We start from the raw sequence: 15,988 nt of genomic DNA, 5'->3' as shown, positions 1-15,988 counted from the left end.
TGCATGGGTGATTTTTTGATATGTAGTGTATTTTTGCAGTACGAATTATAATTTATTCTTATTTTTATAATTAGTTTTAGCTTTTAACAATAAGAAACAAAATTATAAACATTAATTTATGAAAAAGTTTATTTACACAACAGTAGTACTGCTCTTTATGGGTTACAATGCTATGGCTCAATTCTCGCTCCGACCTCAGGTTGGGATTCAATTTTCAAATTTGACTTATGAGGCTGTCGAGGGTCAAATCAATAGCCAAAATGGTTTAAGCTTTGGAGCTGACGTTCAAATTGGAGGAACTTTATTTGTGCAACCAGGTCTCATGGTTACTCCTGTCAAAATGGAAATTGATAATGTTGGAGATATCGCTATTACAAAGTTAAATGTACCAGTGATGGTAGGTTTTAAATTATTTGAACCTGATGGGGGAAGAGCATTTGGGATGAGGGTGTTTGCTGGTCCAAACTTTGCATTCAATGTAAACGATACTATTTCTGAAGCAATTACATCTGTAACAACAGATGATTTAAATAACTTTCAGTTGTCTGCAATTGGGGGAATTGGTTTTGACTTAAGTATTTTATTTATTGATTTCGCTTATAAATACGGAATATCAGAAACTATCTCTCCTCGGAATGGAGTGGGTGCGGGTTTAAATGCTTTCATGATTAACGCAGGTATTAGAATCGGTTTTTAGTGACCCACTCTTGGGTTTACTTGTGTCCTATGTGTGTAATACTTACATAAGCACAAGGTTGGGCTAATCTTAGTTTCAATAGAGCGGACGATTTTAGTTGAATGAAACAATTTCGTTCGTTCTTATATTTTTAAAATAATCTTCCAGAGTTAATTTTTTTATAGTTAAAAATCTGGAAATACTTCAGTCGTTTTTAATTTCCCCTTTCTGTCGAAAAGAAAAAAAGTGAACCACTTTTTAGTTGTGTAGGTTCTATAAAAGGATTGTTTGAATTTTTAAATTAATAAAAACCATGCAGAAAATAGAGAATAAAACCGCACTGATTACAGGCGGAAGCAAAGGGATAGGTTATGGAATAGCTGCAGCTTTGGTGGCACAAGGAATGAAAGTGGCCATTACCAGCCGTTCCCAAAAATCAGCTGATGAAGCTGCTGACCATCTTAACAAAATTGGAGGAGGAGAAGCCATAGGTATTGAAGCCGATGTTAGGGATTTTGAATCTCAGACAAAAGCTGTAAAAAAGGTTATGGATAAATGGGGACAATTGGACCTCTTAGTGGCTAATGCCGGAATTGGTCATTTTGCACCGGTACAGGATCTGACATTGGAGCAATGGCACGAAACCATAGACACCAACCTAACAGGAGTATTCTATAGCCTTAAAGCCGGAGTGGAGGCTCTGAAAGCTACCAAAGGTTTTTTCATCAGCATTTCCAGTTTGGCAGGCACCAATTTCTTTGCCAACGGTTCGGCCTATAATGCCAGCAAATTCGGGGTTACAGGTTTTACACAAGCTGCGATGCTAGACTTGAGAAAAGAGGGGATCCGGTTCACGACCATTATGCCCGGTTCTGTAGCCACTTATTTCAATGACCATGTTCCCAATGAAAAGGATGCGTGGAAAATACAGATTGAGGACTTAGGACAAATGGTTGTTGACCTGATGCAAATGCATCCGAGGACCTTACCAAGTAAGATTGAAGTGAGGCCAAGCATGCCAGGATGATTTAATTCGTCCGCCAGCGAACAAAGTTGTTCGGATAAAATGGAGAAGTATTGCCCATTATTGCCCTTATACGGACAATTATGGGCTTTTTTTTGTGGCATGGCTTTGGGAATATGTTCGAAGTCGGAAGCCGGATGTCCCCTGCCTGCTGGCAGGCAGGGATGTTTCCGTTATCCATCAACAAACCAAAAATAAATATTTTACCATGGCATAAGGTTTTGTCTCATCCTGATTTCTATTGGAACTAGCGTCCCAAATCTCACGTCTCACGTCTCAAATCTCACGCCTGCCTGCCGGCAGGCAGGTCTAATTTTAAAGAAATGATCCAACTTACAAACATTGATAAATTCATTGAATCCCGATTTCAACGGGTTTTTATCTTAAAAGGGATAGATATCAAAATCGATCAGGGAGAATTCGTTACTTTCATGGGCCCATCAGGCGTAGGAAAGTCTACTTTGCTCAATATCATTGGGCTCTTGGATGAAGATTATGAGGGGCAATATTTTTTCGATGGCAAATCCATCAACGGGATGAAAGACAAACAAAGATCAGCTTTACATAAAACTGAGTTTGGTTATATTTTTCAAGCATATCACTTGATAGATGAATTGACTGTGTATGAAAATATCGAAACTCCGCTTCTTTATAGAAATGTTTCGGGTTCGGAAAGGAAAAGCATCATAGCTGATATTTTGGACCGCTTTAAAATGGTTGCTAAAAAAGACCTCTTTCCCGAGCAACTTTCAGGCGGACAGCAGCAATTGGTAGGTATAGCGAGAGCCATTGCAGGCAGGCCTAGGGTACTATTGGCCGATGAACCTACCGGAAATCTTCATTCTGCACAGGCAAAAGAAATCATGGAAGTTTTCAAGGAATTAAACAAAGAGGGAACAACGATTATCCAAGCAACTCATGCCCGCGAAAATGCAGATTATGGTACCCGTTTGATCGAAATGTTGGATGGTAAAATTGATCAGGATATTACAATTTAATATGAAAAAGATTTTAATTACTTATTTGGTCTTGGGCCTGTTTATTGGAGAACTTAAGGCGCAAGATACTATACCACTTTCTTTTCAGGAGGCAGTTAAAATTGGGTTGAAGCAAAACGTAACCTTTCAATCTCTGAACAATCAGCAGGATGTACTCCATATGGAAAAACGTGCTGCGCAAATGGGACACTTGCCTAGATTGAATTTGAATACATCAGTATTGCAGACCATAGGACAGCAGTTTCAACAGGTGGAAGGGCAGCTGATTGTAGTCAATCAGGTCAATAACATCATTGAAGGCGGCGCCAACGCACAAATGCCGATCTATAATGGGGGAATGAGAATCAAAAATACACAGGCCAGTCGCTATTTTGAGGAAGCAGGGGAATATGGCCTTTCAAGAGCCTCGCAGGAAGTGATGTTCAATATTGCCCAACAATACCTTCAAGTATTATTGGACGAAGAATTGTACCGTATCGCACTGGAAAATCTTGAAAATCAGAAAAAACAGTTGGAGCAGATTGAGGGCTTTGTTGAGGCGGGGCTGAGAACACTTTCAGACCAATACAACCAACAGTCTGAAGTTGCTAGATTAGAAACCGTAGCCCTAAATTCCAAAATTCAATGGGAAACAGATTTGTGGACGCTCGCCGAAACCTTGCAATTGGGTCCAAACAAACTTCCCGCACTTCAACCGGTTCAAATGGAAAATGTGGAGAGTGTTTACATGGGCAGGACTTTACAGGAATTGTATGATTTGGCATTTGAAAATAGACCGGACCTTGTTCAGCAACAGTTATTGGAAGAAGGAAATATGAAAATGGTGGCTGTTTCCAGGTCTGCCATGCTGCCACAGCTCAATGCATTTTTCAATTACAATACTTTCTTTACTTCTTTGGATGAAAGAAATATCAGGGATCAGTTTCTTACGATTTACCCAAGACGTACTTATGGAATTTCTTTAAATATCCCGATTTTCAATAATTTTGAAAACAAGGTTTCCGTTGCAAGAAGCAAAGTCAATCTACAGAACCAGCAACTTGAAAAATCAGCACTTGAAAGAAGGGTAACGCAAGAAACCAAACTGGCCTACGAAAATTTCAAAGCTTCCATCAAAAGAGAAGAAACAACTAAGGTGCAATTGGCCGCTGCTGAAGAAGCCCAAAGGGCCATTTCAGAGAGATTCAGGCTAGGGGTTTCCAACTTCGTGGACCTTGCCCAAGCCAATCAACAATTGGTCACCGCTCAGTCGGACTATGCCCAATCACTCTATACTTTATATTTTCAGGAAGTGATTTTGAGGTTTGCTTTGGGGGTGTTAGACGTGGAGGTTTAATTAGAAGAAAGAATACTGGTTTTAAAATTTAAAGAAGGCTATATAATAGTAAAATTCAAACCCAAGTTGGCTGTTCCAAAAAGGAGCAGCCTATTTTTTTGATGCATGCTTTGGATTTTCTGATTTGATCCAAACATCAGTTCAAAAAAAACCTCATATAATGGAACAAAACTTATTTTTTACCGCTTCACCAGCTCATAAACACTATATCTCGTAAATTCCTCTTCAGTCTCTTCACTAGGCTCTTCAGAAACCAAAATATGATTTCCATTAAAGGCAAATAATATATTGCCCCTTGGTGATTGGATTTCTGCAGGAATCTGTTTTCCTTTTTCAAAAACCAAAAGTTTTTGTTTTTCCTTTACCTTTTTTGAGGAGAAAGGACTGTCTTCTGAATTATTTGCTTCATATAAGGCAGGTGTGACGCCCTGAAAATAAGATAGAATCCAAAGCTGATTGCCTAAAGAGAGGAGTTTCTCATTTTTTCCGGACATAAAATTCAGTTCTTTCATTTTGGGATCATCCATCCCTGTGCCGATGGGCAAAGGATTATATTTCTCAAACGTACTATGGTTGATGGGAACTGTTCTTTTCAGTGCGAAATTGTCGTTGATGTCATATACAAGAATCTCATCTGCCAGATTATGTACGACTATTAATTCATTATCCTCAACAAAAAAAGATTTACCCATACGCCCATAATAAATAGCCTCTGTTTTCTTGTAATATGATTCCTGTTCGTAAGGAATAATGGATTTCATATCGCCGGATTCTGGATTTAATAAAGAAAAATTCTGAAGGGTATCCCTTCCTTCTTCATTGTAAATCAAAAGATGAGCTGATAGGAATGTGGTGGGGCCCACCAAGTACCTGGGTTTTCCATCCTCCAAAAAATAAGCTGTCTGCCCAAGTGGAATATTTGCCCTTACGGGAAGCGGAGATTGTATCCTCAAATTGGATATTTGATTGTAATCTTTGTCATAACTTAACAGTTGGAATGGCAGTTGGAAAATCCGCTCTCCATTAGGGCCAAAACTCATGCCCAAGGGAGTCCAATTACCCATATTATTTGGGCCATCCCCCCGGCGGTTGACCCTTTTTAGGATTTCACCTTTAGGAGAAATTTCCAGGATATCATTTTCCGCCTCCGAATAACCCAAAAAGATATTTTCAGCTTCATTGTAATCAGTAATCTGCACCCTCGTTAGATTATCAACCTGGAAGGAATCGGTTTTTACCAGTTGATAGCCCATTGATTCCTCCAAAGATTCACTGTTTTTTTGGCTACATGCCAACAATAGGCAAAGCGCCAATATTAGGTTTATGTTTCTCATGATGTTTAAGTTTAGGTAAACTTATTAAATATTTAGTTTATACCAAAGAGCATTTCAAAAAAAATCTTTAAAAATTGATTTGTGCATGAAAATCACTTTTAAATAAAAAGCTTGAATCATTTGAAAGTCACCTCAATCCTATTGCCGTCAGGATCTAAAGTCTCAAATTCATAGTAGCCATCTCCCGTAGTTCTGGGACCTCTGAGAATTTCAGAACCTGCTTCCGAAAGTTCTTGGGCTTTTTCATCTACCTCTTCTTTCGAATTGGCTCCAAATGCCAAATGTATCAATCCAAGGTGTTGTTTGGACTTTCTGTCATTTAAATTGGCTGGGATTTTTGCCATCTGCATGATTTCCAATCTGGCACCTCCTGAAAAGCTGATAAAATAGCTTTTGAATCCGGTCTTTTTATTGTGGTAAAGTGAATTTGCTTTACCATGGAAATGTAGACAATAAAAATCTTTCAGAAGTTCGAGTTTCTCTGTCCAAATTGCAACGTGTTCCAATGTCATCATATCAATGCGTGGAGTTAATGGAGGACCTGTAGTCCAGTTAAAATGGAATGCTTGCTAATAAGTAATGTCAAGATATTTAGAAAGTTTCATGCATTTTCCCTACAAAGTAGGAACGATCAAAAGGGCTTTTAATGCCATGCAATTTTTATAAACCTTCTTTTCAATCATGCCTAGCACCTTCCATAACCTTGAAAATATGCAATACTGCCGGGAAAATAGCATCCATGGATTCGGCAGCACCTTTGGTGGAACCTGGCAATGCCAATACCAAACTGTCACCAACCAATCCGGCTACACTCCTGGAGAGCATGGAATAAGGCGTTCGGTTCTGGCCATAGGACCGAATTGCCTCTTCAATTCCCGGGACTTCTTTTTCCAACATGGGTCTGATGGCCTCCGGGGTTACATCCCTGGGAGACAGTCCTGTACCTCCTGTGAAAATCAGTAATTCTACTTTTTCTTCGGTGTATTTTTTTACCCTATCCTGAATGACGGACTTTTCATCAGGAATTATAATATAGTCAGCTATCTGAACGCCGTGTTTTTCTAATTTTTCTATGATTGCCTTTCCCGCCCGGTCTTCTTTGTCACCGGCTGAAATGGAATCCGAACAAACAATCACAGCTGCTTTGAAAGCATTTTGATCCTTTTTATTGTAATCGGTTTTTCCACCTTTTTTCTCCAAAAGTTTGATTTGGTTGATGCTAATGCCTTTGTCGATGGGTTTGAGCATGTCATACATCGTCAATGCGACAACTGAGGCCGCGTGCATGGCTTCTACTTCTACGCCTGTTTTATAGATGGTGTGGATTTCAACATGGACATGGATGTCCAGCCCTTCGATTTTATATTGGATAGCGGTAAATTCAATGGGCAGGGGATGGCAATCGGGAATCATGTCGGCAGTTCTTTTGGCTGCAAAAAGTCCGGCTGTTTTTGCCATTTCAAACACATCTCCCTTGGGTACATTTTTCTCCACCAATGCCTTTATGGTATCATAAGAACTGACGCTTACAATCGCTTGAGCAATTGCTTTCCTCAGTGTGGGGGATTTGTGGGTGATGTCAACCATTGGGTTTTGTGTTTAAGATATGAGATATGAGAAGCAAGAACCAAGAGCCAAGAAGCAAGAACCAAGAACAAATCTAAAATCTAATATCAACAATCTTCAATCCCACCCTTCATCCTTCATCCTTCCTTCCTTATCCTTCTAAAACCACCCGCTCACCTTATTGATCACTTCCGACCAGGACCTTGGGTTTCGAAGGGGGCCTCCTATCTGTTCTTTTAAGAAATCTATATGTTTTTCATTGATAAGTTCAATGGTTTTTTGCTTGGCTTCTTTATCAGTGGATTTTCTTCTTGATCCTTCCCTTATTCTATAATAAAAACCAGTTATCGGAAGCTTGACGACTTCTCCTCCTGATTTTAGCATATTTATCCAAAATTCCCAATCTTCCCATCCCCAAGTCATTCGGGTATCATAGCCACCACATTTTTCCCAATCTGATTTTTTGTAAAGTGCCGAGACAAAGATCATGTTGTCCAATGCCAATGCTTTTTTGGAAAAAGGTTTGAGTTGCCAGTGACCGGATTTGTTCCCGAATTTATTAGCTTCGGAGTAAACCACTTTTACCTCCTCATTTTTTTCAAATATATCAACAGCTTCTTTGATATAATCCTTACTGATTTTGTCGTCTCCATCCAAAGGAAGGATATATTTGCCTCTTGCTGCTTTGATGCCGACATTTCTAGCTTTTGAAGGGCCAGCATTTTCCTGCATGATGACATGTATTATCTCAGGATATTTTTGATGGACTTTGAGAGCTACTTTAGCAGAATGATCATGACTGCCATCATCTACAATAATAATTTCAAAATTGGGATATGTGCTGCTCAGAACAGAATCGACTGCTTCTTCTAAAAAAAGAGCCTGATTATAACATGGGATGATAATACTGACTAATGGAAACATCTATGTAATTTACCGGAATGGCTAAAGATCAAAAATAATTCCAATCTGAAGAAAAATCGAAGTATTTCAATATTAATTTACTTGACCCGTGGTTCGAATTGAAATACAAAGAGAAACAATACCAAATATCATGAACAGATGGGCAACATATTTGTTGATAATTTAGATAAATTTTGGATTTTGAAATGTCAGTGATTTCTCAAAATCTTTTTCCAAATCAAAAATCGATACGTGACTCTCATGATCCTTCATCAGAATTTCAAGGGATTTCCTAGAGTTCTCAATTTCAACACTGTATTTTTTGTATTCCAAAAAGCTTTTTAGGATCCAAAAATTTCCTATCAAAAATTTCGGGAGAACTTCAAATAAGAACAGTTGCATTTTCCAAAAAGGAAGATGCCTGCTTTCTACATGTATGGCGTGCAATAACATCCTGTTTCTGAAATAAATGGATTTCATTTTCCTTCTTTTACAAGCACTTTTTATGGTATGGCATCCAAGATGGTAGCATATGGATTTGTGCTCGTAGTAGGATTTCCATCCAACTCGCCATGCCCTCAATCCAAGATCAAGGTCCTCTGAATAGAAAGGACTGAAAATTTCATCAAAGCCTCCCAACTCCCTCATTTTTTTGGTCACCACCAAGGAATTTGCCCCTGATAGAAAAATGGTCGGGGTTTTCCTTTTATTGGAGGAAGTTGAATAAAATTGTTTGTTGACTTTGATTTTGAAACCTTTAAGAACAGGTAATTTCGCGGCACCTTCAATCCTATTGCCATCAGGCGTCAGCATTCTACCCATCACCCCAAATGTATCTTCAAGTTCAAAGTATTGCCATTGTTCACTAAAATAACCTGGAGTCAGCTTGACATCTGAATTCAAAAAGAGACAGAGTTCGTGTTTGGCAGCTTCAAGACCTTTATTACAGGTATAAGAAAATCCCCCATTTACTTTATTTTGAACAATAATTATTTGGGGAAAATTTTGACTTAGAAAATCAACGGATCCATCAGTTGACGCATCATCCACTACGATAATTTCATAAGGTACATTTTCAACTTCTATTGCTTCGATGGTATAAGGCAGATACTGCTCTAGTAAACTTAAACCATTAAAATTCGGTATGATGATTGAAACTGACTTTTTTATGCCCATAAATGAAAGTTTTACTTAGGACGAAGGGATTTGATTAAATGCAACAAAGATTTGATAAATGGAAAGTGAATTTATAAAATAAATCCACTTTTTACTTTTTTTATAAAAAATTTATTTAGAAATAATTTTTTCTTCAAAAAAATCGATCAAAAATTATAAAAAATGAAATACTGTTTATATTTTTCAGGTTAATTAAAATCCTACTAGACCTTTTGTCATTCGTTAGCTCTTATTTTTAACTTTGCTTCCAAAGCACCATAACCTATGAACAACATTTTAAAATTTATTGCCCTATTGATTTTGTTCATTTCGATGAGTTGCTCATCAGGCAGAGATAAAGAGGCTATTTCACGCATTGAAAAATCAATTGAAGCTCATGGGGGACAAATGGCCTGGGACCAATTACGGACTTTTTCTATGGAAAAGGAAAGCTGGTTGTATTTTGAAGATGGACAAATTGAATCTCATTCATTACAACAAAATGAATTCAGACTCAAGCCTTACTTCGAAGCAAAAATGTCTTGGGAAAAGGATAGCATTACCCATAAAGTAATCTTTGATGGGATTAGAACACAATATTTGATGGGAGAAAATGTAATACAGAATGAAGGGTTTCTACGCAATAAAAAGAGAGATATTGATGCAGCTTACTATGTCATGACAAAGCCTTTTGACTTGTTGGATGTTGGGAAACAACTTTCCTATCTTGGATTGTCAAAACTTCCTGATGGGAAGGAAGTGGAAACAGTTAAAGTTATTGATGGGGATCCGGAAAATCCTGAAACAGACATTTGGTGGTATTTTTTTGATCCCGAAGATTTCAGGATTGTTGCCTACAAAGCCAAAACTTCAGACCATTTTAGTCTGGTATATAATTTGGAATGGGATAATTCTACGGGAATTCTTTTTCCCGCGAAAAGAGAAAGTTACAGGGTTGATTCTTTGGGAAACCACTTGTATTTGCGGGCAGAATATGCTTACAGGAGTTACAAGTAAATGCTACCCTTACTTTGTAAACTGGATTCTGAAATTTAAAAAAGCAGTCCTATCCCAGCAATTCCAATACCTTCTCAGGTGTAAATGGCATATGCCTTAAGCGTTTACCGGTCAGCGATGCAAAAGCATTGGAAACTATCGCGCCCATAAAAGGCAGCCCTGCCTCACCGATACCTGTTGGTCTTTCTATAGAAGGAATGATTTCTATGTCTATACGCTCCGGGGCATCTTCCATCCTTAAGATGGGATAGTCATGAAAATTGTTCTGTTGTACTTCCCCATTTTCAAAAGTGATGCTTTCCAACATCACACTGCTGAGTCCCATGACCAATGAACCTTCTACCTGAGCTTTGGCATTATCAGGATGGACTACGATACCGGCATCCAATGCGCACCAGATTTTATGGACTTTGATTTTTCCGCTTTTGCGGTCCAGGGAAATCTCACAAACTCCAGCTGCCAAAGAATCACTTCGCTCTGCAAAACCAATCCCCCTTGCTCTTCCCTGAGGGATTTTTCCGCCCCAATCGGACATTTTGGCCACTGTTTCCAGAACCTTAAGTTCCCGTGGATGATTTTTCATCAATTGCCTTCGCAATTCCAAAGGGTCTGTTTTCTGATCAATAGCGATTTCATCCACAAAGGTTTCAATGGCAAATTTGTTGGGTCCATGTCCCACCGCCCGCCAATGTTTGGTCCGGACTCCATGGTCAATATTTCTGACCTCGATGTGTTTATTGGGAATGTCATAAAAAGGAATGTCTGCGCCTGAACCCAGCAGTCCGCCCCCTGTACCGACAACCACATGTTTCCATGCTTTAATCTGACCGGAAGCATCTATTCCGGCTTCCAATCTCTGAAGAGAAATGGGTCTGAATGCGCCAAACTGAATATCATCAGTTCTGGTCCAGATCAATTTTACTGGTAGGTTTACTGCTTTGGAAAGGTCCACTGCTTCTAGTACAAAATCATTCATGGACCGCCTTCCAAATCCTCCGCCAAGATAGCAGGGATGAAGATTCACCGCTTTGAAATCAATGCCTAGGTGATTGGCGATAGCTGACCTTGCCCCATCTGTGCCCTGGGTTCCCGCCCAAACCTCGGCTTCACCGTCTTTGACCCAAGCCACTGCATTGAGCGGTTCCATCTGGGCATGGTAGACATAATCATTTTTATAATCCGCTTGGATTACTTTTCTGGTGTTCGGAATCTCCCGTGAAAAGTCTCCTGAACTAGCCACCATAGAGCCTGAATTTCCTGATTCAGCCAATGTTTCATATTCTTTGTAGGCAGATTGGCTGTTATGGTTATCTGCTTTGGTTTGACCCTTCCAATTGATGTCTGCAGTATATTTTGCCTGTTGGGCAGCCTCTATGCTATTTGCGATGAAGCCTATGCCGTAATCCAAGTTGACTATTTCAATGACTCCAGGTATTTTTCGTAATTCGGCTTCATTATTCAGTTCAGGTTTGGTGCCGTTTACTGGCGATCGGTTGATCATGCCATAGACCATGTTGGGGACTTGGATATCTATGGAATAGATTGCTGATCCATTGACCTTTTCAGGGATATCATACCTTTGAAAATCTTTGCCGATCAATCTGAACTCTGACACTTTCTTCAATTTATTTGTAGGTATTTCAGGTATTTCTTCTGGGAATTTTGCAAAGGAAGCGATCTCTCCGTAAGATATTTTTTTGCCTGTTTTGGGATGAATGACCATGCCCGGTTGTGTTTCCAATTCGTCAATATTCACTCCCCACTTTTCTGCCACATTGCTCATCAGTACAAATCTGACCTGTGCCCCTGATTGTCTGAGGTTTTCAAAATGACCACTTACGGACCTACTGCCCACAGTCAACATGCTTCCGCCTCTTCCACCACCTCCCCAAGGGATCCCGTAGATTTTAGGTTCAACAGGCGAATGCTCGATTTTCACTTTTGACCAATCCGCATCCATTTCTTCAGCGATAATGGCCGGCAAAGCGGTCATCGTTCCTTGTCCCATTTCTGCAGCTGGGTTATAAATGGTGACGGTCCCGTCAGTGCTTAAATGCACCCAAGCAGAGATTTGAACATTATTTTCCGCAGATTCTTCCTTTTTCCAAACAAAAGCCGGTATGCCAATGCCGGCAACCAAAAATGTCAATCCACCGCTTCTTTTCAGGAATTTTCTTCTTGAAATGGTATTTTCTTTCAATTCATTTTCCATGATCAGCTATTTTGGATGGTTTTTTCTATGGCTTTCATAATTCTGGTGTAGGTCCCGCACCTGCACAAAACAGGGTTCATGTGTTTGATGATTTCATCCCTGTTGGGTTTCGGATTTTTCTTCAATAACGCTGCTGCCTGCATAATCTGTCCGGAATGACAATAACCACATTGAGGCACTTGCTCGGAAATCCATGATTTCTGCAAAGGATGGGAATTGTTATGAGAAAGACCTTCAATGGTAGTAACCTCTTTACCTTCTACGGCTGACAAAGGCATGATACAGGCTTTCACAGGATTACCATCCAGATGAATTGTGCAGGCCCCACATTGGGAGATACCACAGCCATATTTGGTGCCTGTCAAATGAAGCCTTTCCCGCAAGGTCCAAAGTAAAATGGCATCTGATTCTGCCGTAACCTCAACTTTTTTTCCGTTGAGAATAAATGAAGTTGTCATAAGTGAAATCTATTATGAAGAGCTTATAATTTAGATATAAAAAACAGAAGAACCTTAGTATTCAGGAGTTTTATCAAATTGAGGACATACCGTTTAATTCAAATCAATTAATTTATGAACTGGAAATCATTAATTTTGATTTTGTAAACAAAAATCATCGAATGAAAAATCTATCCATTTTGAAATTATTACCTTATGCAGCAATCGTTTTTTTACTCATGCTCCAATCCTGCGAAACGAAATCTGAAGCGCAGAAAATAGTGGATCAGGCCATAGCCGCTCATGGTGGTCAATTATTTGAAAAGGCTAAAATCAGTTTTGATTTCCGGGACAGAAATTATCAGATTTTCAAATCTCCAAATAGCTTTGAATATATCCTGGAATTCTCTGATTCCACAGGAATGGTGAAAGATGTCCTGAACAATGAGGGCTTTCAAAGAACAATAAACGGTGAGAAAGTACAATTGACAGAGGAACGAACCGGCGCATTCAGCAGATCGGTCAATTCTGTTGCTTATTTTGCCTTTTTGCCTTACGGACTCAATGATCCTGCAGTATATAAAACCTATTTGGGAGAGGATGAAATCGACGGGAAAACTTACCACTTGGTGAAAGTCACTTTTTCAGAGGATGGAGGCGGGGAGGATTTCGATGATATCTTCCTGTATTGGTTTGATAAAGAGACTTTTTTAATTGATTATCTGGCTTATTCTTATCATACAGATGGGGGCGGGGTGCGTTTCAGAAAAGCCATTCAACAACACAATGTCAATGGATTGATTTTCAAGGATTATGAAAATTATAAGCCCGAGGATAAAAATACCCCTGTTGACCAGATGGGCAGTTTGTATAAAGAAGGTAAATTGGAATTGCTGTCTGAGATTCTTTTGGAAAATATCCAGGTAGAATTGATCAAATAACTTAACCTTAAATGAAAAAAGCCATGAAAATTGAAAGATTGAATTTCAAAAATAAAGATGGCTTTGAGCTGTCAGCTCGGCTTTATCTTCCTTTGGATGAAAAGCCTAGATTTTTTGCAATTTTTGCGCATTGTTTTACCTGTTCAAAAAATTTCAAGGCTGTCAGCAATATCAGCAATACACTTTCCCAACTTGGGGTGGCGGTATTGAGTTTTGATTTCACAGGATTGGGCAATTCCGAAGGAGATTTTGAAGACACAGGTTTTTCCTCCAATGTGGCGGACCTATTGGCTGCATCAGACTTTTTAGAGAAGAACTACGAAGCGCCGAAGTTATTAATTGGCCATTCATTGGGAGGTGCTGCGGTAATTTTTGCGGCAGCAGAACTTGACTATGTGGAAGCGGTGGTCACTATTGGAGCACCAGCAAATCCCAAGCATGTCAAAAAGCTTTTTGAATCGGATATTGAAACCATCAAAAAAGAAGGGTCAGCCAAAGTCAATATCGGGGGGAGAAGTTTCAGGATCAAAAAAGATTTTGTGGAGGATTTGGAAAGTAAAAACCTTCCCGATTTGATTTCTGGGATGAGAAAGGCATTTCTTTTCTTACATTCTCCCCAAGATCAAATAGTTGACATATCCAATGCTGCCGAACTTTATCAAAACGCCTTTCATCCCAAAAGCTTTGTTTCTTTGGATGGGGCTGATCATTTATTGTCTGAAGAAAAGGAAAGTCAATATGTAGGGGAGTTGATCAGTACTTGGTCCAAAAAGTATTTGCCAATAGAAATAAATGAAAATGACATCAAGGGACATCAGGTAAAAGTCAGGTTATTTGGGGATGGCTATACTTCTGAAATTAAAACACCATTTCATCATTTATTGGCAGATGAACCCAAAGAAGTTGGAGGTGACAATTTAGGTCCAACTCCCTATGATTTGTTGATGGCCTCCTTGGGCACCTGTACGGTAATGACTTTGAAAATGTATGCAGACCGAAAAGGTTGGGATCTTAAGCAAATAACGGTCTATTTGGATCATGATAAGGTGCACAAAGAGGATTCTGAAGATTTTGATAAAAAAGGCTCAAAGGTCAGCAGATTTACCCGAAGCCTCGAAATCAAAGGAGATTTGAATGATGAGAAGAAAGAAAAGCTATTGGAAATTGCCAATAAATGCCCTGTCCATAGGACCTTGCATGATGACATCATTATCGAGACCAAATTCAAATGAAAAAAACCTTACTCCTTGGAATTTTGATTTTGCTGGTCCTTGCTATTTGGACTTATCAAAATCAAGCGGCTGAGGAGGTCAGTTCCATCAAAGTATTAAATAAACAAAAAGGAGTTTGTTGGGTAGGGAGTCCAAAACCATTGGAAGGCTGGGAATTGGATTCCTTGGAAAGTTTTGGAGTGACCCATATTTCCCAAACCCCTTTTGGATGGCAAGCCGATCCCAATCTTCCTGATATCAAATGGGAAAAGCATACAGACCGAATGTGGTGGGGAGAGTCTTTGACTGGTGTTGAATATACAACTGAGTCAGCGAGGGAAGAGGGGATTGAATCCATTCTTAAACCGCATCTTTGGGTCAGAGGAGAATGGCCCGGTGCCATAGAGATGGACTCAGAAAAAGACTGGGTAGAATGGTTTGGACAGTATTCTGAGTTCATCCTTTACTTTGCCCATTATGCAGAATCCCATCAGATCCCAATTTTGTGTATTGGAACAGAATTGGAGTTGACTTCCGGAAGAGAAAAAGAATGGAGAGTCCTGATCGATCAAATCAGGACTGTTTTTAGTGGGGAGTTGACCTATGCAGCAAATTTTACTGAATATGAAAAGGTGAGCTTTTGGGACGCATTGGATTATATAGGGATTCAGGCCTATTTCCCTTTGACTGAAAGAATCAATCCTGATTTAGCGTCTTTGAAAATTGGTTGGAATAAAAAAATCAAAGAAATCGAAAAAGTCCAAAAGAAATTCAATAAACCGGTAATCTTCACCGAAATCGGATATTGCAATACGGTGGATGCGGGCATTGAACCATGGGTCTGGCCCAAAGAGCGCAAGGAAGTGGCTTTATCGGAAGAGGTACAGGCCTTGTGCTATCAGGCATTTTTTGAAACAGTTTGGGATAAAGACTGGCTGGCAGGAGCCTATTTTTGGAAATGGTATCCCCAGCCCAGAGACAGGGATCCTGATTTTACCCCTCAAAACAAAAAAGCGCAGGAGGTGATGCGGAGTTTTTATACTGCTGGATTGTAATGGGTACCAATGACAGAATTGAAAATTGATGGTACGGAACTACAAATAGCATTCAATTCTATTACAGGACTTTGCCTTGTCACCTCGACGTCAGGAGAGGTCTGCAGCCCACCTAGATGTCAC

The 15,988-nt window shown here is 39.4% G+C and carries 15 protein-coding genes; 8 read left to right on the top strand and 7 right to left on the bottom strand.

All coding sequences use genetic code 11. The annotated features are described in order from the left end of the window. Positions 1-118 precede the first annotated feature (118 nt). The 4 genes from HMJ38_RS12210 (at position 119) to HMJ38_RS12195 (ending at position 4,034) form a co-directional block, all read left to right on the top strand. Positions 119-697: an outer membrane beta-barrel protein gene (locus HMJ38_RS12210; RefSeq protein WP_194974686.1), complete on the top strand. Its 579-nt coding sequence runs from the start codon at positions 119-121 to the stop codon at positions 695-697. A gap of 292 nt (positions 698-989) precedes the next feature. Then, a complete protein-coding gene (locus tag HMJ38_RS12205; RefSeq protein ID WP_194974685.1) occupies positions 990-1,703 on the top strand; it encodes an SDR family oxidoreductase in 714 nt (237 codons plus the stop codon). 320 nt (positions 1,704-2,023) lie between these two features. After that, positions 2,024-2,698 (top strand): ABC transporter ATP-binding protein, encoded by a 675-nt coding sequence (locus HMJ38_RS12200; protein ID WP_194974684.1) that lies wholly within the window; start codon positions 2,024-2,026, stop codon positions 2,696-2,698. 1 nt (position 2,699) lies between these two features. Further along, complete coding sequence (locus HMJ38_RS12195; protein ID WP_194974683.1) at positions 2,700-4,034, top strand: TolC family protein; 1,335 nt, start codon at positions 2,700-2,702, stop codon at positions 4,032-4,034. A gap of 179 nt (positions 4,035-4,213) precedes the next feature. Here the strand turns inward: HMJ38_RS12195 and HMJ38_RS12190 are convergent, their stop codons facing one another. From HMJ38_RS12190 to HMJ38_RS12170, 5 genes are all read right to left on the bottom strand, one after another. Next, positions 4,214-5,368, bottom strand: coding sequence for a hypothetical protein (locus tag HMJ38_RS12190; RefSeq protein WP_194974682.1), 1,155 nt, complete (start codon positions 5,366-5,368; stop codon positions 4,214-4,216). A gap of 116 nt (positions 5,369-5,484) precedes the next feature. Beyond that, positions 5,485-5,883, bottom strand: a complete 399-nt coding sequence (locus HMJ38_RS12185; RefSeq protein ID WP_228780028.1) for a VOC family protein — start codon at positions 5,881-5,883, stop codon at positions 5,485-5,487. Positions 5,884-6,043: 160 nt separating this feature from the next. Further along, complete coding sequence (gene moaCB / locus HMJ38_RS12180; protein WP_194974681.1) at positions 6,044-6,955, bottom strand: bifunctional molybdenum cofactor biosynthesis protein MoaC/MoaB; 912 nt, start codon at positions 6,953-6,955, stop codon at positions 6,044-6,046. A gap of 138 nt (positions 6,956-7,093) precedes the next feature. Continuing rightward, entirely contained in the window at positions 7,094-7,858 is a 765-nt protein-coding gene (locus tag HMJ38_RS12175; protein ID WP_194974680.1) for a glycosyltransferase family 2 protein, read from the bottom strand. A 162-nt stretch (positions 7,859-8,020) separates the two neighbouring features. After that, entirely contained in the window at positions 8,021-9,013 is a 993-nt protein-coding gene (locus tag HMJ38_RS12170) for a glycosyltransferase family 2 protein (protein ID WP_194974679.1), read from the bottom strand. A 264-nt stretch (positions 9,014-9,277) separates the two neighbouring features. Between HMJ38_RS12170 and HMJ38_RS12165 the strand changes: the two genes are divergently transcribed. Next, on the top strand, positions 9,278-10,009 hold the full coding sequence (locus HMJ38_RS12165; protein ID WP_194974678.1) for a hypothetical protein: 732 nt from the start codon (positions 9,278-9,280) through the stop codon (positions 10,007-10,009). A 49-nt stretch (positions 10,010-10,058) separates the two neighbouring features. On the opposite strand, the gene HMJ38_RS12160 is transcribed toward HMJ38_RS12165, so the two are convergent. Then, complete coding sequence (locus tag HMJ38_RS12160) at positions 10,059-12,221, bottom strand: xanthine dehydrogenase family protein molybdopterin-binding subunit (RefSeq protein ID WP_194974677.1); 2,163 nt, start codon at positions 12,219-12,221, stop codon at positions 10,059-10,061. Between the two features lie 2 nt (positions 12,222-12,223). Next, on the bottom strand, positions 12,224-12,679 hold the full coding sequence (locus HMJ38_RS12155; protein WP_194974676.1) for a (2Fe-2S)-binding protein: 456 nt from the start codon (positions 12,677-12,679) through the stop codon (positions 12,224-12,226). Between the two features lie 218 nt (positions 12,680-12,897). Between HMJ38_RS12155 and HMJ38_RS12150 the strand changes: the two genes are divergently transcribed. From HMJ38_RS12150 to HMJ38_RS12140, 3 genes are read left to right on the top strand one after another with little or no spacing between them, the layout of a single operon-like run. Further along, a complete protein-coding gene (locus HMJ38_RS12150) occupies positions 12,898-13,599 on the top strand; it encodes a DUF6503 family protein (RefSeq protein ID WP_194974806.1) in 702 nt (233 codons plus the stop codon). A 23-nt stretch (positions 13,600-13,622) separates the two neighbouring features. Then, on the top strand, positions 13,623-14,831 hold the full coding sequence (locus tag HMJ38_RS12145) for a bifunctional alpha/beta hydrolase/OsmC family protein (RefSeq protein WP_194974675.1): 1,209 nt from the start codon (positions 13,623-13,625) through the stop codon (positions 14,829-14,831). Next, positions 14,828-15,865 carry a glycoside hydrolase family 113 gene (locus tag HMJ38_RS12140; RefSeq protein WP_194974674.1) on the top strand — a complete coding sequence of 346 codons (1,038 nt, stop codon included), beginning with the start codon at positions 14,828-14,830 and terminating at the stop codon, positions 15,863-15,865. Before HMJ38_RS12145 ends, HMJ38_RS12140 begins: the two co-directional genes overlap by 4 nt. Positions 15,866-15,988: the final 123 nt, after the last annotated feature.

It is taken from the genome of Aquiflexum lacus, from assembly GCF_015476655.1.
Lineage (GTDB): Bacteria > Bacteroidota > Bacteroidia > Cytophagales > Cyclobacteriaceae > Aquiflexum > Aquiflexum lacus.
The sequence above is the reverse complement of the archived record's forward strand: the minus strand, read 5'-3'. Positions and strand labels throughout refer to the sequence as shown.